The sequence below is a fragment of the Comamonas sp. SY3 genome, from assembly GCF_041730275.1.
Taxonomy (GTDB): domain Bacteria; phylum Pseudomonadota; class Gammaproteobacteria; order Burkholderiales; family Burkholderiaceae_C; genus Comamonas; species Comamonas sediminis.
Window position 1 is genome coordinate 182,793 of sequence record NZ_JBGTYN010000004.1, and the last position, 22,539, is coordinate 205,331.

Annotated in this window: 19 protein-coding genes; 15 read left to right on the plus strand and 4 right to left on the minus strand. The window is 66.2% G+C overall.

All coding sequences use genetic code 11. The annotated features are described in order from the left end of the window. Positions 1–5 precede the first annotated feature (5 nt). Positions 6–1,436 carry an FAD-binding oxidoreductase gene (locus tag ACCQ08_RS07425; protein WP_373449354.1) on the minus strand — a complete coding sequence of 477 codons (1,431 nt, stop codon included), beginning with the start codon at positions 1,434–1,436 and terminating at the stop codon, positions 6–8. A gap of 297 nt (positions 1,437–1,733) precedes the next feature. On the opposite strand from ACCQ08_RS07425, the gene ACCQ08_RS07430 reads away from it, so the two are divergent. Continuing rightward, positions 1,734–2,948, plus strand: coding sequence for an ABC transporter substrate-binding protein (locus ACCQ08_RS07430; protein WP_373449355.1), 1,215 nt, complete (start codon positions 1,734–1,736; stop codon positions 2,946–2,948). Between the two features lie 111 nt (positions 2,949–3,059). After that, positions 3,060–4,961: an ABC transporter permease gene (locus ACCQ08_RS07435; RefSeq protein WP_373449356.1), complete on the plus strand. Its 1,902-nt coding sequence runs from the start codon at positions 3,060–3,062 to the stop codon at positions 4,959–4,961. A gap of 49 nt (positions 4,962–5,010) precedes the next feature. Here ACCQ08_RS07435 and ACCQ08_RS07440 read toward each other — a convergent pair whose 3' ends face one another. From ACCQ08_RS07440 to ACCQ08_RS07450, 3 genes are all read right to left on the minus strand, one after another. Then, positions 5,011–5,376 (minus strand): signal protein, encoded by a 366-nt coding sequence (locus ACCQ08_RS07440; RefSeq protein ID WP_373449357.1) that lies wholly within the window; start codon positions 5,374–5,376, stop codon positions 5,011–5,013. A gap of 143 nt (positions 5,377–5,519) precedes the next feature. Continuing rightward, positions 5,520–7,124, minus strand: coding sequence for a DUF3482 domain-containing protein (locus ACCQ08_RS07445; RefSeq protein ID WP_373449358.1), 1,605 nt, complete (start codon positions 7,122–7,124; stop codon positions 5,520–5,522). Positions 7,125–7,137: 13 nt separating this feature from the next. Further along, on the minus strand, positions 7,138–8,667 hold the full coding sequence (locus tag ACCQ08_RS07450) for a DUF2868 domain-containing protein (RefSeq protein ID WP_373449359.1): 1,530 nt from the start codon (positions 8,665–8,667) through the stop codon (positions 7,138–7,140). Between the two features lie 99 nt (positions 8,668–8,766). Here ACCQ08_RS07450 and trpB point away from each other — a divergent pair, with 99 nt between their 5' ends. From trpB to ACCQ08_RS07515, 13 genes are all read left to right on the plus strand, one after another. After that, on the plus strand, positions 8,767–9,966 hold the full coding sequence (trpB, locus tag ACCQ08_RS07455) for a tryptophan synthase subunit beta (RefSeq protein WP_373449360.1): 1,200 nt from the start codon (positions 8,767–8,769) through the stop codon (positions 9,964–9,966). A gap of 200 nt (positions 9,967–10,166) precedes the next feature. Further along, entirely contained in the window at positions 10,167–11,168 is a 1,002-nt protein-coding gene (locus tag ACCQ08_RS07460) for a LysR family transcriptional regulator (protein WP_373449361.1), read from the plus strand. 11 nt (positions 11,169–11,179) lie between these two features. After that, positions 11,180–12,667: a SidA/IucD/PvdA family monooxygenase gene (locus ACCQ08_RS07465; protein WP_373449362.1), complete on the plus strand. Its 1,488-nt coding sequence runs from the start codon at positions 11,180–11,182 to the stop codon at positions 12,665–12,667. Next, positions 12,664–13,638 (plus strand): ABC transporter permease, encoded by a 975-nt coding sequence (locus tag ACCQ08_RS07470; protein WP_239810185.1) that lies wholly within the window; start codon positions 12,664–12,666, stop codon positions 13,636–13,638. The genes ACCQ08_RS07465 and ACCQ08_RS07470 overlap by 4 nt, the downstream gene beginning before the upstream one ends. Continuing rightward, positions 13,635–14,573 (plus strand): ABC transporter permease, encoded by a 939-nt coding sequence (locus tag ACCQ08_RS07475; RefSeq protein ID WP_133856797.1) that lies wholly within the window; start codon positions 13,635–13,637, stop codon positions 14,571–14,573. The genes ACCQ08_RS07470 and ACCQ08_RS07475 overlap by 4 nt, the downstream gene beginning before the upstream one ends. Beyond that, the gene (locus ACCQ08_RS07480) at positions 14,570–15,598 is read left to right on the plus strand and encodes an ABC transporter ATP-binding protein (protein ID WP_373449363.1); all 1,029 of its coding nucleotides are present in this window, start codon (positions 14,570–14,572) and stop codon (positions 15,596–15,598) included. Before ACCQ08_RS07475 ends, ACCQ08_RS07480 begins: the two co-directional genes overlap by 4 nt. A gap of 5 nt (positions 15,599–15,603) precedes the next feature. Then, the gene (locus ACCQ08_RS07485) at positions 15,604–16,629 is read left to right on the plus strand and encodes an ABC transporter ATP-binding protein (protein ID WP_239812812.1); all 1,026 of its coding nucleotides are present in this window, start codon (positions 15,604–15,606) and stop codon (positions 16,627–16,629) included. A 70-nt stretch (positions 16,630–16,699) separates the two neighbouring features. Continuing rightward, positions 16,700–18,268: an ABC transporter substrate-binding protein gene (locus tag ACCQ08_RS07490; RefSeq protein ID WP_312462281.1), complete on the plus strand. Its 1,569-nt coding sequence runs from the start codon at positions 16,700–16,702 to the stop codon at positions 18,266–18,268. Then, complete coding sequence (locus ACCQ08_RS07495; RefSeq protein ID WP_239810189.1) at positions 18,268–19,575, plus strand: acyl-CoA thioesterase/bile acid-CoA:amino acid N-acyltransferase family protein; 1,308 nt, start codon at positions 18,268–18,270, stop codon at positions 19,573–19,575. The genes ACCQ08_RS07490 and ACCQ08_RS07495 overlap by 1 nt, the downstream gene beginning before the upstream one ends. Positions 19,576–19,589: 14 nt before the next feature. After that, positions 19,590–20,108, plus strand: a complete 519-nt coding sequence (locus tag ACCQ08_RS07500) for a CMD domain protein (RefSeq protein ID WP_312414092.1) — start codon at positions 19,590–19,592, stop codon at positions 20,106–20,108. Next, the gene (locus tag ACCQ08_RS07505; protein ID WP_239810191.1) at positions 20,105–20,716 is read left to right on the plus strand and encodes a peroxidase-related enzyme; all 612 of its coding nucleotides are present in this window, start codon (positions 20,105–20,107) and stop codon (positions 20,714–20,716) included. Before ACCQ08_RS07500 ends, ACCQ08_RS07505 begins: the two co-directional genes overlap by 4 nt. Before the next feature lie 239 nt (positions 20,717–20,955). After that, positions 20,956–21,276, plus strand: coding sequence for a helix-turn-helix transcriptional regulator (locus tag ACCQ08_RS07510; protein ID WP_373449364.1), 321 nt, complete (start codon positions 20,956–20,958; stop codon positions 21,274–21,276). After that, a complete protein-coding gene (locus tag ACCQ08_RS07515; protein WP_373449365.1) occupies positions 21,260–22,513 on the plus strand; it encodes a type II toxin-antitoxin system HipA family toxin in 1,254 nt (417 codons plus the stop codon). Before ACCQ08_RS07510 ends, ACCQ08_RS07515 begins: the two co-directional genes overlap by 17 nt. Positions 22,514–22,539 lie beyond the last annotated feature (26 nt).

A 22,539-nucleotide genomic window follows, 5' to 3' on the forward strand; every position in this document is an offset into this window, starting at 1 on the left:
GGGGGTCAGGGAGCGGGCGGCAGCAGGCGCCCGGGGTTGAAGCGCTGCTGCGGATCGATGGCGCGCTTGATCGCATGCATCAAGTCCAACTCGACGGCGGGCTTGAACAGCGCCATCTCGTCGGTCAGCACCTGGCCGATGCCATGCTCGGCGCTGAAGGTGCCTGCCAGCGCGCAGGCCACTTCGTTGACGGCCTGCTTGACGCGGTGCGAGAGCTGGTCCTGCTCGGCGGGGCTGAGCGCCTGCCACTGCGCAAACTGCATCTGCGGGATGAAGTGCACATTGCCGTCGCCCAGGTGGGCGACGATGATGATGGGCGCGCCCGGCACGATGCGGTGCGCGGCAGCCGTGGCCTGGCTGATGAACGCGGGGATGGCCGACAGCGGCACGGCCGGGTCGGTGTTGATGCCGATGCCGGCCTTCTTGTTGCCTTCGGAGACGCTGTGGCGCACCTCCCACCAGTCGGCCTGCTGCTTGCCGTTGGTGGCGATGGCCGCATCCAGCAGCATGCCCTCTTCGGCGGCGGCCGACAGGGTCTCTTCCAGCGCGGCGGCCAGCAGGGCCTCGTCGCAGGTGTCGGTCAGCTCCACCAGCACATGCCAGGGGTAGCCGGGGCTCAGCGGCGCGCGGCGGTCGGCCACATGGTTCAGCACAATGTTCAGCTGTACATCGTTGAGCATCTCAAAGGCCGACAGCGAGGCACTGCAGCGGCTCTGGAAGCGGGCCAGCATGGCTATGGCTGCCTGGGGCGATTCCACCGCCAGCCAGGCCATCGCACGCGCCGTGGGCAGTGGGTGCAGCTTCAGCGTCGCGCCGGTGATGATGCCCAAGCTGCCTTCGGAGCCGATGAACAAATGCTTGAGATCGAAACCGGTGTTGTTCTTGCGCAGGCCGTAGAGCCCTTCCCAGATGCGGCCATCGGGCAGCACCACTTCGAGGCCCAGTACGTTCTCGCGGGTATTGCCATAGCGCAGCACGCCCGTGCCGCCGGCATTGGTCGCAATGTTGCCGCCGATCTGGCAGGAGCCTTCGGCACCCAGGCTCACCGGGTAGAGCCGGCCATGGCTGCGGGCGGTCTCCTGCACGGTCTGCAGCACGCAGCCCGCATCGACCACCATGGAGTTGTTGGCCGGATCGACCGCACGCACCTGGCGCATGCGGCCCAGGTTGATGACCACGGTCTCGGGCAAGTCCGCGCGCGGAATCGCGCCTTCGCAGAGGCTGGTATTGCCGCCCTGGGCCACCACCGGCACCTGCGCGGCATGGCAGAGCTTGACCACCTCTGCGACCTGCGCCGTCGTCGACGGGAACACAACGCACTGGGCCTGGCCCTGGTAGCGCCCGCGCCAGTCGGTCACATGGCCGGCCAGGTCCTGCTGGCTGCGGAGAACTGCGCTATCGCCAAGCAACGCGATGAAGGTCTGAATCAATGCCATATGCCCACGGGTCCAAAGTCTGGGGGAGAGGACTCGATGATGGCTAATTCTTAATAAGATTAGTATTAGATGAAATACGAATACATGTGATCGAATAGCAATTAATACATCGCAGCATACGCCGCCCAGCCTGCCGCAAAACCTGTCGCACCATGCGGTCAAAACTGCGTTGGCATCCATGTGCAGACAGCCCTTTGCCGCCCCGGCTGCGGGCAGCGCGCGGAAGCCGTCACAATAGCGGCCTGAATATCAGCGCCTGCCTCCGCTGCGAGGCCGGTCTCACCTGGAGACTTTTGCATGCGTATTTCTGCCCGCACCCCCCTGTTGTCGCGCACTGTCAGCGCCTTGGTGCTCGCTGGTCTGGGGGCCTCGGCTGCCCAGGCGGCCGGTGTGATCAAGATCGGTGAGATCAACAGCTACAAGAACCAGCCCGCGTTTCTGGAGCCCTACAAGCGGGGTATGGAGCTGGCGGTGGACGAGGTCAACCGCGCGGGCGGCGTGAATGGCAGGAAGCTCGCGCTGATCACCCGCGACGACAACGCCAACCCGGGCGATACGGTGCGTGTGGCCGAGGAGCTGATTGCGCGTGAAAAGGTCGATGTGCTGGCCGGCGGTTTTCTGTCGAACACCGGCATGGCGCTGACCGACTTTGCCAAGCAGCGCAAGTTCTTCTACCTGGCCACCGAGCCGTTGACGGACAAGATGGTCTGGAGCAATGGCAATGCCTACACCTTCCGCCTGCGCCCCTCCACCTACATGCAGGTGTCGATGCTGGTTGAAGAGGCGCTCAAGCTCAAGAAAAAGCGCTGGGCTCTCGTCTACCCCAACTACGAATACGGCCAGTCCTCGGTCGCCACGTTCAAGGCCAAGATGAAGGCAGCCCAGCCGGATGTGGAGTTCGTCACCGAGCAGGCCACGGTGCTGGGCAAGGTCGATGCCGGCAGCGTTGTGCAGGCGCTGGCCGATGCCAAGCCCGATGCGATCTTCAACGTGCTGTTTGCCACCGACCTGACCAAGTTTGTGCGCGAAGGCAATACGCGCGGCCTGTTCAAGGGGCGGGATGTCGTCAGCGTGCTGAGCGGCGAGCCCGAGTACCTCGATACCCTGAAGGCCGAAACGCCCAATGGCTGGATCGTCACCGGCTACCCGGTGCACAGCCTCAAGACGCCCGAGCACAAGGCCTTTTTTGACGCCTACCAGGCGAAGTACAAGGACTACCCGCGCCAGGGCTCGGTCGTTGGCTATGCCGGCATCAAGTCGCTGGCCGAGGGCATCAGGAAGGCCGGCAGCACCGACACCGAGGCGCTGATCAAGGCCTTTGAAGGCTTGCAGGTGGTGTCGCCCTTTGGCCCGATCACCTGGCGCGCGCAGGACCACCAGTCCACCATGGGCGCCTATGTGGGCAAGCTCAAGAACGTGGGTGGCAAGGGCGAGCTGGTGGACTATGTCTACCGCGACGGCAAGGACTACCTGCCCAGCGACGACGAAGTGCGCAAGATGCGCCCCCAATAAGGTGATGGAACGCTGTCTGGCCCCCGCACGCGCCGCCAGCCTGCGGGTGGCGCTGCCCGTTTGGCGGGAGCGGCATGACGGCCAGGCATGGCCACAAGCGCAGGATGCCGCATGAGTTTTTCCGGTCTGCTGGTACAACTGCTCAACGGCCTGGCCGGCGCCTCGTCGCTGTTCCTGGTGGCCGCCGGGCTGTCGCTGATTTTTGGCGTCTGCCGCATCGTCAACTTTGCGCATGGCTCCTTCTACATGGTGGGCCTGTATGCGGCCTATGCGCTGGCCGAGGCCATGGCGCCGCTGGGCGGTGGCTGGGGTTTCTGGCTGTCGCTGCCGTTGTCGGCCATCGCCGTCGGGCTGCTGGGCGGCCTGGTCGAGGTGCTGCTGCTGCGCCGCATCTACAAGGCGCCCGAGCTGTTCCAGCTGCTCGCCACCTTTGCGCTGGTGCTGGTGATCAAGGATGCGGTGCTCTGGCTGTGCGGGCCCGATGAGCTGCTGGGCCCGCGCGCGCCGGGGCTGGGCGGTGCGGTCGATATTCTGGGCCGCGCCTTTCCGAGCTATGACCTGTTCCTGATCGCGGTCGGCCCGCTGGTACTGGGCGCCACCTGGCTGCTGCTGCACCGCAGCCGCTTTGGCATGCTGGTGCGCGCCGCCACGCAGGACCGCGAAATGGTCGGCGCGCTGGGCGTGCGCCAGGCCTGGCTGTTCACGGCCGTATTTGCGCTTGGCGCCGGCTTGGCCGGGCTGGGCGGCGCGCTGCAACTGCCGCGCGAGCCCGCCACGTTGGAGCTCGATCTGCAGACCATCGGCTCGGCCTTTGTCGTCGTGGTCGTCGGCGGCATGGGCTCGCTCACCGGTGCCTTTGTCGCGGCCCTGCTGGTGTCCACCGTCAAGGCGCTGTGCATCTGGCTCGGCGTGGTGCAGATCGCCGGCATCGACATCGCGTTTCCGCAGCTCACCCTTGCCGCTGATTTTCTGGTGATGGCCGTGGTGCTGGTGCTGCGCCCCTGGGGCCTGCTGGGCCAACCGCAGGCCACCAGCCGCAGCCATGGCCTGCGTGAGCAACCGCTGCGTGCGCCGCCGCCCGCTTTGAAAGCGGTGGGCGCCGCCGTGCTGCTGGCCCTGCTGGCGCTGCCCTGGGCGGTGGATGCGCAGTCCTACACCCTGGTGCTGGTGGTGGACCTGGTCATTGCCGCGCTGTTTGCCACCAGCCTGCATTTCCTGATGGGGCCCGCTGGCCTGCATTCCTTTGGCCATGCGGCCTTCTTTGGCCTGGGCGCCTATGGCGCGGCGCTGCTGCTGAACGCGGCCGGCCTGCCGATGCTGTGGGCGCTGTTGCTGGCACCACTGCTGGCCGCCTTGGGCGGCGTACTCACGGGCTGGTTTGCGGTGCGGCTGACGGGCGTGTATTTCTCGATGCTGACCCTGGCCTTTGCGCAGATCATCTGGGCCACCACCTTCCAGTGGGATTCGGTCACCGGCGGCAGCAATGGCCTGACCGGGGTCTGGCCCGCTGCCTGGCTGGAGGATAAGCGCTGGTTCTACCTGCTGACCCTGCTGCTGGCCACCGCCGGCGTGCTGGCGCTGTGGCGGGTGCTGTATGCCCCGCTGGGCTATGCCTTGCGCGCCAGCCGCGATGCGCCGCTGCGCGCCGAGGCCATCGGCATTGCGGTGGCCAAAGTGCAGTGGATGGGCTTTGTGCTGGCCGCGTCGGTGGCCGGGCTGGCGGGCGCCTTGTTCGCGTTCTCCAAGGGCAGCATCTCGCCGGAGACCATGTCGGTGGCCAAGTCGGTCGATGGCCTGGTCATGGTGCTGCTCGGCGGTGTGCAGACCTTGGTGGGCCCGATTCTGGGCGCCTTCAGCTTTACCTGGCTGCACGATGCCGTGGCGCGCAACACCGATTACTGGCGTGCCACGCTGGGCGCGGTGATTCTGTTGCTGGTCTTGCTGTTCCCGCAGGGCATTGCCGGTTACGGCAAGCGCTGGTGGCAGTGGCTGCTGCAGCGGCGCGGAGCGTAAAAAAACCCCGCCAAGGAGCGCGGGGTGGAGTGTGTTGGAGCGGGCCTGATCAGCTGTTGCAGGCCTTGCTGCCCTTGGCGGGCTGGATGCCCTTGGCCTTGGCATCTGCCAGGGTCATGTACTCGCCTTGCTTGGTGGTGCCGTAGTAGCGGTCGCCTTGGCAGTGGTAGATCTTGGAATTGGTATTGGCCCAGACCTTGCCGGCACCGCCGCCTGGGGCGGCGGTCTTGGTCTTGGTTTTGTCTGCCGCCGCTGCAGGCGCTGCTGCAGCAGCAGCGGGGGTCGCTGGCGCGGCCTTGGCGGCGGGTGCCGGTTTGGCGGCCGGAGCCGTGCCTGCTGCCGGTGTTTGGGCAAAGACGGCCGCCGTGCCGCACAGCGCGATACCGCTGATCCAGGCTTTCCAGGTGTTGCGCATAAAACTCTCCTGTCTTTATGTTGGTCGGGTGCCAGGCCTGCGGGGCCCTGGCATCTCCATGCTGCGGCGGGCGTGCGCAAAAAACAAGCGGGTCAATGCGAATTGAAGTTTTATATCGTTGGTTATTTTGTAATTTGTTGTTTTTATTGAGTATTTGTATCAGCACTGGTTGCCGGTCGATCCATGCCGGGGTAGAGGCGGTCCAGCGCCTCGTGCAGGCATTCACCCAACTGCAGCTGCAGCGCCTGCAAGTGGGCGGCGCGCGCCTCGTCGCTCAAGGCGGCGTCGGGCGCCAGGCTGCCCAGCGCCTTCCACTGCTGCTGCCACTGTGTGGCGCGGTGCTGCACGGCAGCCTGCACCGCCTCGCTCCACTGCGCCGGCGCGCTGGGGCTGGTGTAGCGCCCGCGTCCCCGGCCAAAGTGCGAGATCACCAGGTACTTGAGCAGCAACTGGCCGGTCAGCGCGCTCAGGTACTCCGGCGACAGGTGAAAGCGCTGGGCCTGCTGGTCGAACATCTTGTTCGCGCTCCAGGCGGCACCGGCAAAGGTGACGGCGCCCACGAGTGCACCCACCAGCGCACCGGCGCCCAGCGTCATGCCGCCGGCGACCATGTCGGCCCCCAAGCCCGTGGCTGCGCCGGCTGTCAGCGCACCCCAGAGGCTGGCCGTCTGCGGGTCCAGTGGTGTGCTGGTTTTCAGGTGATCCTTGAGCTGCTGCTGGATCTGGCTGGCCGCCTGGCCATCGAGCTGGTGCAGCTCCAGCAGCGCCTGGGTGCTGGCCAGGTCGGCCTGCTGCAGCGCCTGGGTCAGCCGCTGCATCGCGGCGGTCTGCTCGGGGCTGAGTTCGGCGCCCTCAGCACCGCTGCCCCGGATCGCCTGCGCGACCGAGCCGCTGACCTTGTTCCAGGCGCGCTGCCAGAGCTTGTTGTCACTGGCCTGCACGGTCTCCTGCGCGGTGGCTGCCAGCAGCAATTGCTCGGCCAGGGCCTTCAAGCTGGCCGCTTCGCGCTGCTGCTGGCGCGCGGCGCGGCTCTGCAGCAGGCGCTGGTAGGCGGGCTGCTTGGCATCGGGCAGCAGCGGCGCGATGGACTGCATCACCTGCTTTTCATGCCACCAGCTGCGGGTAAAGGCGTCGAGCACCTGCACCGAGCGGACGGTGCCGGCAAACTCGGCCGTCGCGCTGCGCCAGCGCTGCAGGTCGGCGGCGGTCTGCGCGGCGCTGGTGTCGCTGCCAATCTGGTTGAGCAGCACCAGCACCGGCTTTTCCATCCACTGCAGGATGCGCATCTCGCTGGCCCAGTAACCGGCGTCGGCCGGGTCTTCGGCGGCATTGACCAGGTAGAGCATCACATCGGCATGGTCGCGTGCAGCCTGCAACGCGCGCTGGCTCATGTAGAAGGGCTTGTCGCGCCAGCGGTCCCAGACGTTCGACAGAAACCAGCCCAGCGGGTTGCCCTGCTGCTTCAGGCGGTTGTAGAGCCGTACCGAATCGCCAAAGCCCGGCGTGTCCCAGAGCCATAGTTCGTCGCCTTGCTCGGTGCGCTGCAGCAGATAGCGCTGCGATTGGCTGGTGACATGGGCGGCATCCTGCACTTCGCCAATGTCCTCGGCCACCAGGGTGCGGGCCAGGGTGGTCTTGCCGATGTTGGTGTGCGACAGCAGGCACCAGGCAATCGACTGGTCGCCGGCACCGGCGGCATCGGGTGCCAGTGCGGCGGAATGCTGGAGGTCGTTCGTGGTCTCGGTCATCGTGCGGATCTCGTCAGGTGCCGGTGGTGATCAGCTGGGCATGGATGCCATGCTGGCGGGCAAACTCCTGCCACAGCGCTTCGCGCTCCTGCAGGCGGCGGGGGGCGCCGGCATTGCGGGCGGCAAAATCGCTGCCCCAGAGCCAGAGCTGGCCGTTGGCGCCGTGGCGGTTGTGCAGCTGGGTGAGCAGCTCGCCATGTACCTCGGCCTCGGGCGTGGCCGACAGGCTGACCAGTAGCACTGCCTGCGCGCCTGCGGGCACATCGATGCCGGGCAGCGCCGCGCCATAGGCCAGAGTGGGCAGCCAGTCCACATGGGCGCCTGCGCCATAGAGGCTGATCGCATGGTGGCCGATCGCCGCGCGGCGCTCGGGCGTCACATCGATGCTGAAAGGCAGCAGCACCAGGCGCGTGGCCAGGCCGCCAAAGTCGCGCTGCAGGCGGGCAAAGTAGGCCTGGTTCAGCGGCAGCTGCAGGTGCTGGCGGCGCCAGCGTGCGCGCAGCCCCTGCCACAGGGCCAGCAGCAATCGCGGTAGCACCACGGTGGCGCCCAGCAAGGCGGTATAGGCCCAGACCCAGCGCTCGCCCACATAGGTGACCGGCGCGCTGAGCACACCGGGCTGCGGCGCCTGGGCCGCTGCCGATTGGTACTGCGCCGGCATGCTGCTGGTCACCCAGCCTTGCAGCGTCTGGATGTCGGCCAGGCTCCACGGCGTTGTCCACTGCAGCCACTGGGTGGGGGCAAACAGGATGTTGAGCCAGTGCTGCACCTGCGCGGCCGACAGGAAGGTGCTCTCCCAGCCGACCTGGTATTCCTTGGTCAGGCCGGTGAGCCACAGCGAGGCCAGTGCGCCGGCTGCCACCAGCGCCGCACCCAGGTGCAGCCACTGCAGCCACTGGGCGTTGCGCACGCCTTCGCTGGCCTGCCACCAGTTGCGCTCAAAGCGCAGCGCCATCTTGCGCAGGCCGCTGCCGCGCAGCGCGGGCATGGCCTTGCCGCGCAGGCGTGCCAGCCAGCCGGGGTGTTCGTCGGCGGTTGCGGTGGGTGTGTCTTGGCCGCCAACGGGCAGCTGGGCCGGCTCCCAGAGCGCCACCCGGGCGGGCTGGCGCCGCGCCAGGCCCACCATGCTGCGTACCAGCAGCACCGCATACATCAGCAGGTTCCACAGCACGATGCCCATCAGCGACAGCGACAGCAGATCGACCCGGTGCGGATCGGTGATGCGGTGGCTCGCAAAGCCCAGGCACAGCGCCAGCAGGCCGATGGCCAGCGGCGTCCAGCGCGCCAGGCCCGGGGCATGCTGCCACAGCTGGCGCACATCGGCGGGCAACTGGCTGGCCTGGATGATGCGCTGGGCGCGCAGCTGCAAAAACTGGGCAAAGGCGGCCTGGCCGGCCTTGCCACCCAAGGCGGGCTTGCCCAAGGTGTGCAGCACCTCCTGCGTGATGGCCTCGCAGCGCGCAGCGCTGGGCAGGGCCTCATGGGGCGGCGAGGTTTCGATGGCATGGGCCAGGGCGATGTCACGAACGGCGTCAGCTTTCATGGCAGCTATTGTGGCACCGGGAAAACCTGCAAGCTGTAGCCGGGGACGCTGTGGTATCAACGAAGCTTTGCGTTCACAGAGACACCACAGATGACAACAATGATGAACTTTGCTGAGATGCCCGATGCCAACGGTTTCTTCGGTGACTACGGCGGCCAGCTGGTGCCCCCGCATCTGAAAAAGGCGATGGACGATATCGCCGAGGCCTACGAGCAGATCGTGCAACGCCAGGATTTTCAGGACGAGCTCCAGCATCTGTTCCAGGACTATGTGGGCCGCCCCAGCCCCATCTTCCATGCCCGGCGCCTGTCGCAGCAGCTTGGCGGAGCGCAGATCCACCTCAAGCGCGAAGACCTCAACCACACCGGCGCACACAAGATCAACCACTGCCTGGGTGAGGCGCTGCTGGCCAAGTTCATGGGCAAGACCAAGGTGATCGCCGAGACCGGCGCCGGCCAGCATGGCGTGGCCTTGGCAACCGCCTGCGCGCTGGTGGGCATCCCCTGCGAGATCCACATGGGCCAGGTCGATATCGAGAAGGAGCACCCCAACGTCACCAAGATGCGCATCCTGGGCTGCAAGCTGGTGCCGGTGACCTTTGGCCAAGCGACGTTGAAGGAAGCCGTCGACAGCGCGTTTGAGGAATACCTCAAGGACCCGACGAACTACCTCTATGCGATCGGCTCGGTGGTGGGCCCGCACCCGTTTCCGAAGATGGTGCGTGACTTCCAGTCCATCGTCGGGCGCGAGGCGCGCGAGCAGTTCCAGACCCGCCATGGCAAGCTGCCCGACTATGTCGCGGCCTGCGTGGGTGGCGGCTCCAATGCGATGGGCATCTTCAGCGCCTTCCTGGCCGATGCCGGTGTCAAGCTGGTCGGTGTCGAGCCGGCGGGCGAGGGCGTGGACCAGCCGGGCAAGCATGCCGCGACCTTGTCGGTGGGCAAGCCCGGTGCCATCCATGGCATGAAATGCTATGTGCTGGAGAACGCCGATGGCAGCCCTGCGGCCGTGCATTCCATCGCCTCGGGCCTGGACTACCCCGGTGTGGGCCCGCAGCACAGCTACCTCAAGGACCTGGGCCGGGTCGACTACCAGGCGGTGGACGACCAGGCCTGCCTCAACGCCTTCATGACCCTGTCGCGGGTCGAGGGCATCATCCCGGCGCTGGAAAGCGCCCATGCCGTCGCCTGGGCCATGCGCATCGCGCCCCAGCTGGACAAGGGCGTGAACATCCTCGTCAACCTCTCGGGCCGGGGCGACAAGGACGCCGATTACGTGGCCAGGAAGCTGGGGCTCTGAGCGGGCACAGCGCCCACCCAGGCCGAAAGCCAGCCAAAGGGAGCGCAAGCTCCCTTTTTTTGCGTCCGCATTGCGCTGCCGGCGGGCTGCCGCCGCCCCGGTACCCGGGTAAATACGCTTCTGCTATTTGGATATGTCTATTTAGTATTTGTAGATTGCATACTCAATAGCTCAGAATGCGGTTTTCGCATTCAATACCCATGGAACTTCGCCAGCTTGAGGCCTTCGCGGCCGTGATCTCGACCGGCAGCGTGACGGCCGCCGGCCGCATGTTGGGCCGTTCGCAGCCCGCGATCAGCCGCCTGGTGCAGGAGCTGGAGCAAGAGATTGGCTATGCGCTGTTCAGCCGCAACGGACCGCGCATCACCCCGAATGAGCAAGGCTTTCTGCTGTACGAGGATGTGGCCCATGCGCTGCACAGCCTGCAGCAGATCCGCCAGCGCGCCCGCGAAATAGCAGGCGGCAGCCAACGCCCGCTGAACCTGCTGGCCACGCCGGCGCTGGCCGCGGGCCTGGTGCCTGCGGCGCTGGCGCGGCTGGAAGGCGCGATGGCGCAGAGTATTTCGCACATCCAGCTGCGCAGCGCGTCGCCCGAGCAGGTGGCCCAGGGTGTGCTGACCGGTGCCGCCCAGCTGGGCGTGAGCAGCCTGCCGCTGGAGCACCGCGGCCTGCAGGTGCACTGGATTGGCCGCGCCGCCTGCGTGGCGGTGCTGCCCGAGGACGATCCGCTTGCCGCACTGGACGTGGTGCCGCTGGCCGCGCTGGCCGAGCGCCGCATCATCACCATGGCCAACCCGTACCGCTTGCGCGGCCGCCTCGATGAGGCCTTTGCCGCCGCCCGCCCGGGCGCGCAACCCGGGCAGACCCAGTTCATGGAAACCAATGCCTCGGTGAACGCGATGGCTGCGGTGCGCGCGGGCCTGGGTGTCTCGGTGCTGGAGCCGGTGACGGCGCTGGGCCTGCCGCTGCAAGGCGTGGTGGTGCGCCCGCTCGATACCGACATCCCCTTTTTGTTTGGCGTGGTCAGCCAGCAGGCCACGCCTTGCACGCCGGCGATGGATGCGCTGTGCCAGGCCTTGACCGAGGTGGCGCAGGCGCTGCTGCCCGGCTTTGTACTGCATGACGCGCGAGAGCACGCCGCGCTGCTGGAAGAAATGCTGCCAGAGGGCCAGCGGCCCGCTGCTGGCGCGCAAGAACCTTGAGAGAACCACGCATGAACGACGACCGCCAATTGCCGCCCGCCGGGCTGGCTGCACTCGAAGCACGGGTGCGCCAGGACCTGGCCTGGCTGGACCTGCCCGCCAAGGACTGGGTGCCCGAAACCGCGCTCGAGGGCGAACCGGTACTGCCCGTTGCCATCATCGGCGGCGGCATGTCGGGTCTGGCCGCGTGCGCGGCGCTACGCTTCATGGGCGTGCCGGCCGAGATTTTTGACCAGTCGCCTGCCGGCTTTGAAGGCCCCTGGGCGACGACGGCGCGCATGGAAACCCTGCGCTCGCCCAAGCAGCTCACCGGCCCGGCGCTGGGCAAACCGGCGCTGACCTTCCGCGCCTGGTTCGAGTCGCAGTTCGGCCTGGAGGCCTGGGAGGCGCTCGACAAGATCCCGCGCCTGCAGTGGATGGACTACCTGCGCTGGTACCGCCAGGTGCTGGCGCTGCCGGTGCACAACGGCCACAAGGTGCTGGCCGTGCGCCCGCGCGGCGCCGATGGCGTGGTGCAGCTCGATCTGGAGACCCCCGACGGCGCACGCAAGGTGCTGGCGCGCCATGTGGTGCTGGCCACCGGCCGCGACGGCCTGGGCGGCGCCTATGTGCCCGAGATGGCGCGCAGCCTGCCGCGTGACCGCTGGGCCCATTCGTCGGACAGCACCGATTACGCCCAGCTGGCCGGCAAGCGCATCGGCGTGGTGGGCGCCGGTGCCTCGGCGATGGACAGTGCTGCCACGGCGCTGGAGAGCGGCGCTGCCAGCGTTGATCTGCTGATCCGCCGCAGCGATATTCCGCGCGTCAACAAGGGCAAGGGCGCCGGCAGCCCGGGCCTGACCCATGGCCATCTGCACCTGCCTGACGACTGGAAATGGAAGATCCGCCACTACATCAATGTGCAGCAGGTGCCGCCGCCCCGGGGCAGCACCTTGCGCGTCTCGCGCCATGCCAATGCCCGCTTCAACCTGGGCTGCGCGATCGAGCGCATGGAATGGACCGGCGACGAGATCCGCGTGCACACCTCCAAGGGGGTGTTCCACCTGGACTTTGTCGTGTTCTCCACCGGCTTTCGCATCGACTGGAATGCGCGCAGCGAATTTGCCCCCTTTGCCGCCCATGTGCGCAACTGGGGCGACCGCTTCCGCCACCCCGAGGGCGAGGACGACCAGGAGCTGTCCGACTCGCCCGACCTGGGCCCGGCCTTCGAGTTGCAGCCAAAGATTCCCGGCGCCTGCCCGGGGCTGGAGCGCATCCATGCGTTCTCGTATCCGGCGGCGCTGACGCATGGCACCGTATCCGGCGATATTCCTGCGATCAGCGTGGGCGCCGAGCGCCTGGCCCAGGGCATCAGCAGCCGCCTGTATGCGGAAGATGTGCAGTGGCACTTCGAGAAGCTGCAGGCCTTCAGCGACCCCGAAGTGTTTGGCGATGAGTGGACGCCGGCCGACCCCCCCGGCCAGACCGCTGCGTTGCTGGACAAGGCGGACGCACCATGATCGGCTGGCTGTTGCGCCGCCTTGCGCAGGCCCTGGTGGTGGTGCTCTTGATGACGGTGATCGTCTTCGTCGGCCTGCATGCCATCGGCAACCCGGTCGATATCCTCATCGGCCAGGACGTGGACCAGGTCGAGCGCGCGCGCATCATCGCCCAGCTGGGCTTTGACCAGCCGCTGTGGCGCCAGTACCTGGGCTTTGTCGGCGGTGCGCTGCAGGGCAACCTGGGCGTGAGCTTTGTCTACAACGTACCGGCGATCGAGCTGATTTTGCAGCGCCTGCCGGCCACCCTGGAGCTGGCGATTGCCGCGCTGGTCATCGCCGTGGTGCTGGGCGTGCCGCTGGGCCTGCTGGCCGGCCTCTACCCCGAGAGCTGGTTTTCCAAATCCATCATGGCCGGCAGCATCGTGGGCTTTTCACTGCCCACGTTCTGGGTCGGCCTGATGCTGATCATGACCTTCAGCGTCTCGCTGGGCATGCTGCCGTCGAGCGGGCGCGGCCAGACCGTGGAGTTTCTCGGCGCGCAGTGGTCGTTTCTGACGGCTGACGGTCTGCGCCACATGCTGCTGCCGGCGATCAACCTGTCGCTGTTCAAGATCTCGCTGGTGATCCGTTTGACGCGCGCCGGTGTGCGTGAAGTGCTGCCGCTGGACTATGTGAAGTTCGCCCGCGCCAAGGGCCTGTCGCCGCTGCGCGTGGTGGGCCTGCATGTGCTGCGCAATACGATGATTCCGCTGGTCACCGTGCTGGGCCTGGAGCTGGGCTCGACCATCGCCTTTGCGGTGGTGACCGAGAGCATCTTCTCCTGGCCGGGCGCCGGCAAGCTGATTCTGGACAGCATCAATGCGCTGGACCGTCCCGTCATCGTCTCCTACCTGGTGGTGGTGGTCTGCCTGTTCGTCACGCTCAATCTGATCGTGGATATCTTGTACAAGGTGCTCGACCCCCGCGTGCGCCTGGAGGGCGCAGCATGAGCGGCACCAACACCCCTGCGAACACCCCCGTGGGCACGGCCCCGGCAGCGGCGCTGCGCCAGCCTTCGCCCTGGCGCGCGCATGTGGCGGATTTCATGGCCTCGCGTCTGGCGCTGTTCGGCCTTGTCGTCGCCGTGGTGCTGATTCTGGCGGCGCTGGTGGCGCCCTGGATCACGCCGCAGAACCCCTATGACCTGCAGCAGCTCGACGTGCTCGATGCACGCCTGCCGCCAGGCTCGGCCAATGGCATGGACAGCTTCCACTACATGCTGGGCACCGACGGCCAGGGCCGCGATCTGTACTCTGCGATTCTCTATGGCCTGCGCATCAGCCTGCTGGTGGGCGTGGGCTCGGCGCTGATTGCCGGCGTTGTGGGCACCTTGCTGGGCCTGCTGGCCGCCTATGCCGGTGGCAAGACCGACACGATCATCATGCGCGTGGTCGATCTGATCCTGTCCTTTCCCTCGATCCTGGTGGCGATGATGATCCTCGCCTACCTGGGCAAGGGCGTGGGCAATGTGGTGCTGACCCTGGTGATCCTGGAATGGGCCTACTACGCCCGCACCGCACGCGGCCAGGCCCTGGTCGAGCGCCGGCGCGAGTATGTCGAGGCGGCGCGCTGCCTGGACATCCCCAACTGGCGCATCATGGTGCGCCACATCCTGCCCAACTGCCTGCCGCCGCTGATCGTGATCGGCACCCTGCAGATCGCCCGCGCCATTACCTTGGAGGCCACCTTGAGCTTTCTGGGCCTGGGCGTGCCGGTGACCGAGCCTTCGCTGGGCCTGCTGATCTCCAACGGCTACCAGTTCATGCTCTCGGGCCAGTACTGGATCAGTTTTTACCCCGGCATTGCGCTGTTGGTCACCATCGTGGCGATCAACCTGGTGGGCGACCGCCTGCGCGATGTCCTGAACCCGAGGAACACCCGATGAGCAGCGTGCCCACCTTGCAGGTGCGCCATCTGCGCACCGAGTTTGCGACCCGCGCCGGCACCCTGCGCGCGGTCAACGATGTGTCCTTCACCCTGGAGCGCGGCCGCATCCTGGGCCTGGTCGGCGAGTCCGGCTCGGGTAAGTCCGTCACCGGTTTTTCCATCATGGGCCTGGTCGATGCACCGGGCCGCGTGACTGGCGGTGAGGTGCTGTTCCAGGGCCGCGACATCACCAAGATCAAGCCGCGCGAGCTGCGCCAGCTGCAGGGCAACCGCATCGCGATGATCTTCCAGGACCCGATGATGACGCTCAACCCCGTGTTGCGCGTGGACACGCAGATGATCGAAGCGGTGCGCGCCCATACCTCGGCCAGCAAGGCCCAGGCACGTGACCGTGCCCGCGAGACCCTGGCGATGATGGGCATTGCCAGCCCCGACGAGCGCCTGCAGGCCTACCCGCACCAGCTGTCGGGCGGCATGCGCCAGCGCGTGGCCATTGCCACGGCGATGCTGCACCGGCCCGATCTGATCATTGCCGACGAGCCCACGACGGCGCTGGATGTGACCATCCAGGCGCAGATCCTGTCCGAGGTGCAGAAGCTGGCGCGCCAGCAGGGCACCTCGCTGATCTGGATCACGCACGACCTGTCGGTGGTGGCCGGTCTGGCCGACGAAGTGGCCGTGATGTATGCCGGCCGCATCGTCGAGCAAGGCGGCGTCGATGCCGTGCTGGACAGCCCGCTGCACCCCTATACCGCCGGCCTCATCGGCAGCCTGCCGGCCAACAACCGGCGCGGCAGCCGCCTGCAGCAGATTCCCGGAATGACGCCCAATATGCTGCAGCTGCCGCCGGGCTGTGCCTTTGCCGCCCGCTGCGCCCGCGCCACCGCTGCCTGCCAGGCCCAGCCCGAGCAGACCGAGCCGCTGCCCGGCCGCCTGGTGCGCTGCTTCCACCCGGCGCTGGCCGCCAGCGCCCCCAGCAACCTGGGTACCACCGCGCCGCAAGGCCTGGAGGCCCGCCCATGAACGAGATGATGAACACCCCAGCGGACAGCGCAGCAGTCACCCCGGTCGTCGAGCTGCGCCAGGTCAGCAAGCGCTTTGGCGAGCACAAGCCCGGCCTGGGCGGCCGCCTGCTGCAAAGCCTGGGGCTGGAAAAGCCCCACCCGGTGACCCGTGCGGTCGACCAGGTCGATCTGCTGGTGCGCCCCGGTGAGGTGGTGGGCCTGGTCGGCGAATCCGGTTGCGGCAAGTCCACCCTGGGCCGCATGGCGGCCGGGCTGTTGCCACCGTCCGATGGCGAAGTGCGCTTTTCCGGCAAACCGCTGGCTGCGCTCACGCCGGCCGAGCGCCATGCCGAGCGCCTGCGCATCCAGATGATCTTCCAGGACCCGTACGCCAGCTTGAACCCGCGCCTGCGCGTGGACGAGATCGTTGGCGAGGCGGCCCGCATCCATGGCCTGGTGGACCAGGCCGGTTTTGATGACTATGTCTGCGCGCAGATGGAGCGCGCCGGGCTCGACCCCGCTTTGCGCAGCCGCTACCCGCACCAGTTCAGCGGCGGCCAGCGCCAGCGCATCGGCATTGCCCGCGCACTGGCGGTGCAGCCGCACATGCTGGTCTGCGATGAGGCGGTGGCCGCGCTCGATGTGTCGATCCAGGCGCAGATCCTGAACCTGTTCATGGACCTGCGCGAGCAGCTGCACCTGACCTATCTGTTCATCAGCCATGACCTGGGCGTCGTCGAGCACATCTGCGACCGGGTGGTGGTGATGTACCTGGGCCGCGTGATCGAGACTGCGCCGGTCGAAGAGCTGTTTGCCCGGCCCAACCACCCCTATACCCAGGCCTTGCTGGCCGAGGTGCCCAACATGAACGCCCGCCACAAGACCTACTCGGCCATCCAGGGTGAAATCCCCAGCCCGCTGAACCCTCCCAGCGGCTGCCACTTCCATCCGCGCTGTCCGCGTGCGATGCCGCGCTGCACGGTGGAGGCGCCCCAGCTCAAGGGCATCGCCATCCAGCACCAAAGCGCCTGCCATTTGAACGACGCCTGAACGCTCAGCTGAGCGCCACCTTTTATCCGCATTCTTTGCACCGTTTTCACAGTTTCACCAGGAGTTCGCCATGAAACGCATCATCGTCTCTTCCCTCACCGCTGCCCTGATGGGCGCTGGCCTGGCTGCCCATGCGCAGACCTTGAACATCGGCTTTGCCGACCCGGTCTCGTCGATGGACCCCCAGCTCAACAACCACGCCGGCGACCGCTCGGTGGACCTGCACTTCTGGGACCTGCTGGTCCAGAACAACTACAACAAGCTGCAGCCTGGCCTGGCCGCCAGCTGGAAGAACCTGGACCCCAAGACCTGGGAGTTCAAGCTGCGCACCGATGTGAAGTGGCAGGACGGCAAGGCCTTCAGCGCCGAAGACGTCATCTACTCCTACCAGCGCGCGCGCGCCGTGCCCGGCAGCGTGGCCACCTTTGCCGGCTACCTGCGTACCGTCGAATCGGTGACCGCCAAGGACCCGCACACGCTGATCATCAAGACCAATATCCCCAACCCCGATCTGCCGCTGAACCTGGCTTCGGTGCACATCGTCAGCAAGCATGTGGGCGAGAAATCGGCCACCGAAGACTACAACGCGGGCAAGGCCATGGTTGGCTCGGGCCCCTACAAATGGGTGTCCTACACGCCGGGCGACCGCGTGGTGATGCAGCGCAACGATGGCTACTGGGGTGACAAGCCGATCTGGGAGAAGGTCAACTACCGCTACATCAACAATGCCGCATCGCGCACCGCCGCGCTGCTGGCAGGCGATGTGGACGTGATCGACAAGGTCTCGGTCTCCGACCTGGCGCGCCTGAAGAACGCGCCCAACGTCACCGTCTACCCCTACGACGGCCTGCGTGTGATGCTGCTGCAACCGAGCTTCAACCCGGCGCCCAATGCCTTCATCACCGACAACGCTGGCAAGCCTTTGCCCAAGAACCCGCTGCTGGACCAGCGCGTGCGTGAGGCGCTGAACCTGGCGATAAACCGCGGCGCCATCGTGGACCGCATCCTGCAGGACGCAGCCACCGAGGCCAACCAGTGGATGCCCAAGAACACCTATGGCTACAACCCCGACATCAAGAACATTCCGTTTGATGCTGCCAAGGCCAAGAAGCTGCTGGCTGATGCCGGTTTCCCCGAAGGCTTCAAGCTGACCATGCATGTGCCCAACGACCGCTACCCGCAAGGCCCGGAAACGGCCCAGGTGGTGGCCCAGTTCTGGACCCGCATTGGCGTCAAGACCCAGGTGGAGGTGGTGCCATGGGCCGTGTACTCGGGCCGCGCCAACAAGAACGAATATGCGATGAGCATGCTCGCCTGGGGCAATGGCACCGGCGAGGCCAGCTATGCGCTGGTGAACGTGCTGGCCACGGTCGATGCCAAGAAGGGCCTGGGCGCTTCCAACTGGGGCCACTACAGCAACCCGGCGGTGGACAAGGCGCTGACCGAATCCACCGAAGAGTTCGACATGGCCAAGCGCGAGAGCATTCTGCGCCAGTCGGCCAAGGTGGTGTCCGATGATGTGGGCATCATCCCGCTGTTCCACTACCGCAATATCTGGGCCGCGAAGAAGGGCCTGAAGGTCACCCCGTTCAGCAGCGACCGCACCACCGCATCGATGGTGACCAAGGTGGCACCCTGATGGCCCAGCTGTCCATCACGGTTGACCAGGCGGACGCGCTGATCGATGTGGCACGCCACATCCGTATCGAAGGCGCCCAGCCCGGTGAGGCGGTAGAGATCCGTGCCGAGACCCCGCGCAGTGGTGTGCTGTGGCGCGCGCAGGCGCGCTTCATCGCCGATGCGCAGGGGACCGTGGATCTAAACCGCGATGCCCCCGTCTCCGGCAGCTATGCCGGGGTCGATGGCATGGGTCTGGTCTGGTCGCAAAGCCCGGTGCAATCCTCCAGCCGCGAGCTGTTCAACCAGCCGGTGACCGATGCGCTGGTAACGACCTTGCAGGCCAGTTCTGGCACTGCGCAGGCGCAGGCCCGCTTCAGCCAGCAGCTCGCTGCGCCCGGCGTGACCCGCCGCGAGGTGCGCGAGGACGGCCTGGTCGGCACCCTGTACCTGCCCGCCGGCCCCGGTCCGCACCCGGCGGTGATGATCGTCAATGGCTCGGGCGGCGGCATCAACGAGCCGCGCGCCGCGCTCTATGCATCGCACGGCTATGCGGCCTTTGCACTGGCGTATTTCAAGGCGCCGGGGCTGTCGCCCTACATCTCCAACACCCCGTTGGAGTATTTTGAAAAAGGCCTGCAATGGCTGCGCCGCACGGTGCAACCGGCGCATGACTTTGTCGCGCTCAGCGGCCAGTCGCGCGGCGGTGAACTGGTGCTGTTGCTCGGGGCGACCTTTGCGCAGCAGGTATCGGCCGTGGTGGGCTATGTGCCCAGCGCCTTTGTGCACAGCGGCCAGAACGCCTGCGACCCGCAGGTGGGCCGCGAAGGCCCGACCTGGCTGCTGGACGGTCAGCCGCTGACCCACATCTGGGAAAACAACCGCACCGCCAGCTGGGCCCCGTTTGACGAAGGCCCATCGCCCCACCGCCATGAGCGCGCGATGCGCACCGCCTTGCTCGATGCCGAGGCCGTCGCGCGTGCGCGCATCCCGGTGGAGCGCATCCAGGGCCCGGTGATGCTGCTGTCGGCCACCGACGATGGCTCCTGGCCGTCGAGCGTGTATTCGCAGATGGTGCGCGACAAGCTCGCCGAGGTGCAGCACCCGCATGATGTGCAGTGGCTGGACTTCGAGCGCGCCGGCCACGCCATCCTGTTCCCCTATGTGCCGACCACGCAGCTGGTCTATGCGCACCCGGTCTCGGGCAAGGTCAGCACCGGCGGCGGCAACCCGGCCGACAACGCCCATGCCGATGCCGCGTCCTGGCAGGGCGTGCTGCAGTTTCTAGCACGTGCGGTGGCGGCCCATGCCGGCGCTGCAAAAACATAACCAAGGAGTCTTGCATGTCCACATCCCCCAGCGATGACCTGATCGACCGGCTGGTCGGTCTGGCACCGGGCAGCCGCACCTACGCGGCCCGCCACCAGCGTGAAAAGGTGGTGGCTGCCACCCAGGGCAGCTACCAGGCCCTGTTTGACCCGGCGCTGCCGGGCATCAGCCTGGCCGAGCGCCTGCTGGTCGCGCTCTATGCCTGCCGCCTGACCCCCGCCCCCGAGCTGGTTGCCCACTACCGCGAACGCTTGCAGCAGCTGCCGGTGGATGCCGCACTGATCGCCGTGGCCGAGACCGGCCAACCCCAGGATGCGCAAGACCCGCGCCTGGCGGCCATGCTGGCCTTTACCCGCACCCTGATCGAAAACCCGATCGACGGCGACAAGGCCGCGCTGGAAACCCTGCCAGCCGCAGGCATCAGCACGCCAGCCGTCGTGGCGCTGTCGCAGCTGATCGCGTTTCTTTCGTATCAGGTCCGCCTTGTGGCCGGCCTGCAAGCCATGAAAGCATCCGAGGAGGCCACCGCATGAGCACGCCCGCCGCATTCCAACCCGCCCAGGTCATCCGCGCCCACGGCTTCACCAACGAATCGCTGGAGTGGAAGGCCTGGCTCGATGTGGTCCAGCTCGACCAGGCCACGCCCGACCAGATGGCCGTGCTGGAAGAGAGCCACCCCAAGGCCAAGACCTCGGACTACTACCTGTTCCTGGTGCACCAGCCGCAGATCCTGCGCGAGCGCTCCACGGCCTTCAACGCCATCATGTATGCGCCCGGCGGCCTCTCGCGTGCCGAGCGCGAGCTGGGCTCCACGGTGGTATCGCGCATCAACGGCTGCGTCTACTGCGCCTCGGTCCATGCGCAGCGCTTCGAGCAGCTGGCCAAGCGCAGCGACACCATTGCCCAGGTGTTCGAGCAGCCTGCCACCGCCGGCACCACCGCGCGTGAAAAGGCCATCGTGCAGTTCTCGATCAAGATCACCGAGCAGCCCGCCGCCATCAACGCCGCCGACATCGACGCGCTCAAGGCCGAGGGCCTGAACGACGGCGAGGTGCTGGACCTGCTGCATTCGGACGCGATCTTTGCCTGGGCCAACCGCCTGATGCTGAACCTGGGCGAGCCGCTGATGCCGGAAGCCTGAAGCGGCTTAGTGCGCTGATGTAGCAACCCCCATCGCTCTTTGCCGGGCGATGGGGGTTGTTTTATCTGTGGAAGCAGCCTTTGTTCAGGTTGCAAAAGCCTGTGATGACCCAGCAGCGCCCCCGGTTCTGCCCAACCTCGGCCACTGGAAACATGGCCGGGTCGATGTTTGACTGGTTTGAGTATAAAACTTAAAATATTAGGTCTTAAACGTCATTATTGTACTTAAAGAGAAAAATAATGAATCTTGGGCTTTATGCTCCGGCACAAATCGCTGCTGAACTCGCAGGGCGCTTGCGCAAGCATCGCATTGCCCAGGGCTTCACCCAAGCCGAGCTCGCCAGCCGGGTAGGCGTGTCAAAAGCGACCGTGCTGAACCTGGAGACGGGAAAAAACGTTTCCTTTGAGACGGTCATCGCGGTTGTACAAGTGCTTGGCCTCGCCATACAGTTAGAGAACCTGTTCGTCTACCAACCACGGACGATTGCCGAGCTTGAAAAAGCTGCCGCGCTGCCGCTTCGCGTCCGACATCCGAAAGGATCCTATGGTGCAAAAGATTAATGTGTTCTACGAAGGCTGGGGAGAGCGCTTCCACTGGGCCACCTTGGGTGCCGCCGACCTTCGCAGTCCCGTTATCTTCGAGTACACCGAGGCGGCTTTTCAGCGCGGGCTTGAGCTATCTCCGTATCTGCTGCCGTTACAGCGGGGGAGGGATTTCTCCAAAGTGCTGTTTCAGCACCAAATGGGACTTCCCGGGCCCGCCTACGATTCCTTGCCAGATGGCTGGGGCTTGCTGCTGATGGACAGGCTCTTCCGCCAGCGGGGGCTGGAGCCTTCTAAGCTGTCGGTCCTGGACCGGCTGGCTTACATCGGAAACACAGCCATGGGCGCAATGGCCTTCGAGCCGGCGAGCGGCCTGGATGCGTCAGAGGCGGCACCTATCCCCTTGGAGCAATTGGCGCGAGAAGTGCAGCTTGTCTTGGAGGACAAGGACACAGCGCTTCTGAAGCAGCTTGCGCTGGTGGGCGGCTCTCCCCACGGAGCGCGACCCAAGGCACTGGTGTACATCGACACGAAGCATCAAAGAGCAAGCACCGTACCCATGCAAGAGGGCAGCCCCTGGCTGGTCAAGTTCCCCGCCATGCATGAGCCCAGCGAGGTTTGCGCGATAGAGGACCTCTATTGCAAGTCAGCACGTCGCTGTGGGATAGATGTGCCTGAAACCCTGTGGATGGACTTGGGCGGAGATCTGTCGGCCTTCGGCATCCAGCGATTTGACAGGGAAGGGGGTCATAAGGTCCCCATTCATACGCTCGCGGCCTTCGTGGGGGCAGATTTTCGGCAACCCGCAAGCATTGGCTACAGTGCGCTCATCCAGGCCACAAGGATCTTCACCAAGGATGTGCGGGAGGTCCACAAGGCGTTTGAGCGTGCGGTGTTCAATGTCATTTTTAACAACCGCGACGACCACGGGAAGAATTTCTCCTATCGAATGCGCCAGGACGGCACCTGGAAGCTTTCACCCGCGTACGACCTCACCTTCAACAGGGGACCTAACGGCTACCACCAGATGGATGTGGCGGGGGAAGCTTTGACCATCAGGCGCTCGCATCTCCAGCGTTTGGGGGCGGAGGCGCAGTTGAGCAGCATCGAGGTCGATACCACCATTGACCGAGTGGCGCAGGAGGCGTCAATGTTTCTGGCTCGGGTGGGCGGCTACCAGGGCATCATCAGTACAACCAAAGCGAGAGACATCGCTGCGGCCATCGACGCCAATACCAAGGCCGCTCGCTCTTAGCTCGTATGCCGAGTGCCATCTTTGCC

What these genes read in the sequence shown, in the direction of transcription:
- ACCQ08_RS07490 (WP_312462281.1), top strand. Translation starts at nt 16,700, where the DNA reads ATGAAACGCATCATCGTCTCTTCCCTCACCGCTGCCCTGATGGGCGCT.
- ACCQ08_RS07510 (WP_373449364.1), top strand. Translation starts at nt 20,956, where the DNA reads ATGAATCTTGGGCTTTATGCTCCGGCACAAATCGCTGCTGAACTCGCA.
- ACCQ08_RS07465 (WP_373449362.1), top strand. Translation starts at nt 11,180, where the DNA reads ATGAACGACGACCGCCAATTGCCGCCCGCCGGGCTGGCTGCACTCGAA.
- ACCQ08_RS07515 (WP_373449365.1), top strand. Translation starts at nt 21,260, where the DNA reads ATGGTGCAAAAGATTAATGTGTTCTACGAAGGCTGGGGAGAGCGCTTC.
- ACCQ08_RS07460 (WP_373449361.1), top strand. Translation starts at nt 10,167, where the DNA reads ATGGAACTTCGCCAGCTTGAGGCCTTCGCGGCCGTGATCTCGACCGGC.
- ACCQ08_RS07505 (WP_239810191.1), top strand. Translation starts at nt 20,105, where the DNA reads ATGAGCACGCCCGCCGCATTCCAACCCGCCCAGGTCATCCGCGCCCAC.
- ACCQ08_RS07430 (WP_373449355.1), top strand. Translation starts at nt 1,734, where the DNA reads ATGCGTATTTCTGCCCGCACCCCCCTGTTGTCGCGCACTGTCAGCGCC.
- ACCQ08_RS07500 (WP_312414092.1), top strand. Translation starts at nt 19,590, where the DNA reads ATGTCCACATCCCCCAGCGATGACCTGATCGACCGGCTGGTCGGTCTG.
- ACCQ08_RS07425 (WP_373449354.1), bottom strand. Translation starts at nt 1,436, where the DNA reads ATGGCATTGATTCAGACCTTCATCGCGTTGCTTGGCGATAGCGCAGTT.
- ACCQ08_RS07485 (WP_239812812.1), top strand. Translation starts at nt 15,604, where the DNA reads ATGATGAACACCCCAGCGGACAGCGCAGCAGTCACCCCGGTCGTCGAG.
- ACCQ08_RS07445 (WP_373449358.1), bottom strand. Translation starts at nt 7,124, where the DNA reads ATGACCGAGACCACGAACGACCTCCAGCATTCCGCCGCACTGGCACCC.
- ACCQ08_RS07435 (WP_373449356.1), top strand. Translation starts at nt 3,060, where the DNA reads ATGAGTTTTTCCGGTCTGCTGGTACAACTGCTCAACGGCCTGGCCGGC.
- ACCQ08_RS07475 (WP_133856797.1), top strand. Translation starts at nt 13,635, where the DNA reads ATGAGCGGCACCAACACCCCTGCGAACACCCCCGTGGGCACGGCCCCG.
- trpB (WP_373449360.1), top strand. Translation starts at nt 8,767, where the DNA reads ATGATGAACTTTGCTGAGATGCCCGATGCCAACGGTTTCTTCGGTGAC.
- ACCQ08_RS07440 (WP_373449357.1), bottom strand. Translation starts at nt 5,376, where the DNA reads ATGCGCAACACCTGGAAAGCCTGGATCAGCGGTATCGCGCTGTGCGGC.
- ACCQ08_RS07480 (WP_373449363.1), top strand. Translation starts at nt 14,570, where the DNA reads ATGAGCAGCGTGCCCACCTTGCAGGTGCGCCATCTGCGCACCGAGTTT.
- ACCQ08_RS07495 (WP_239810189.1), top strand. Translation starts at nt 18,268, where the DNA reads ATGGCCCAGCTGTCCATCACGGTTGACCAGGCGGACGCGCTGATCGAT.
- ACCQ08_RS07470 (WP_239810185.1), top strand. Translation starts at nt 12,664, where the DNA reads ATGATCGGCTGGCTGTTGCGCCGCCTTGCGCAGGCCCTGGTGGTGGTG.
- ACCQ08_RS07450 (WP_373449359.1), bottom strand. Translation starts at nt 8,667, where the DNA reads ATGAAAGCTGACGCCGTTCGTGACATCGCCCTGGCCCATGCCATCGAA.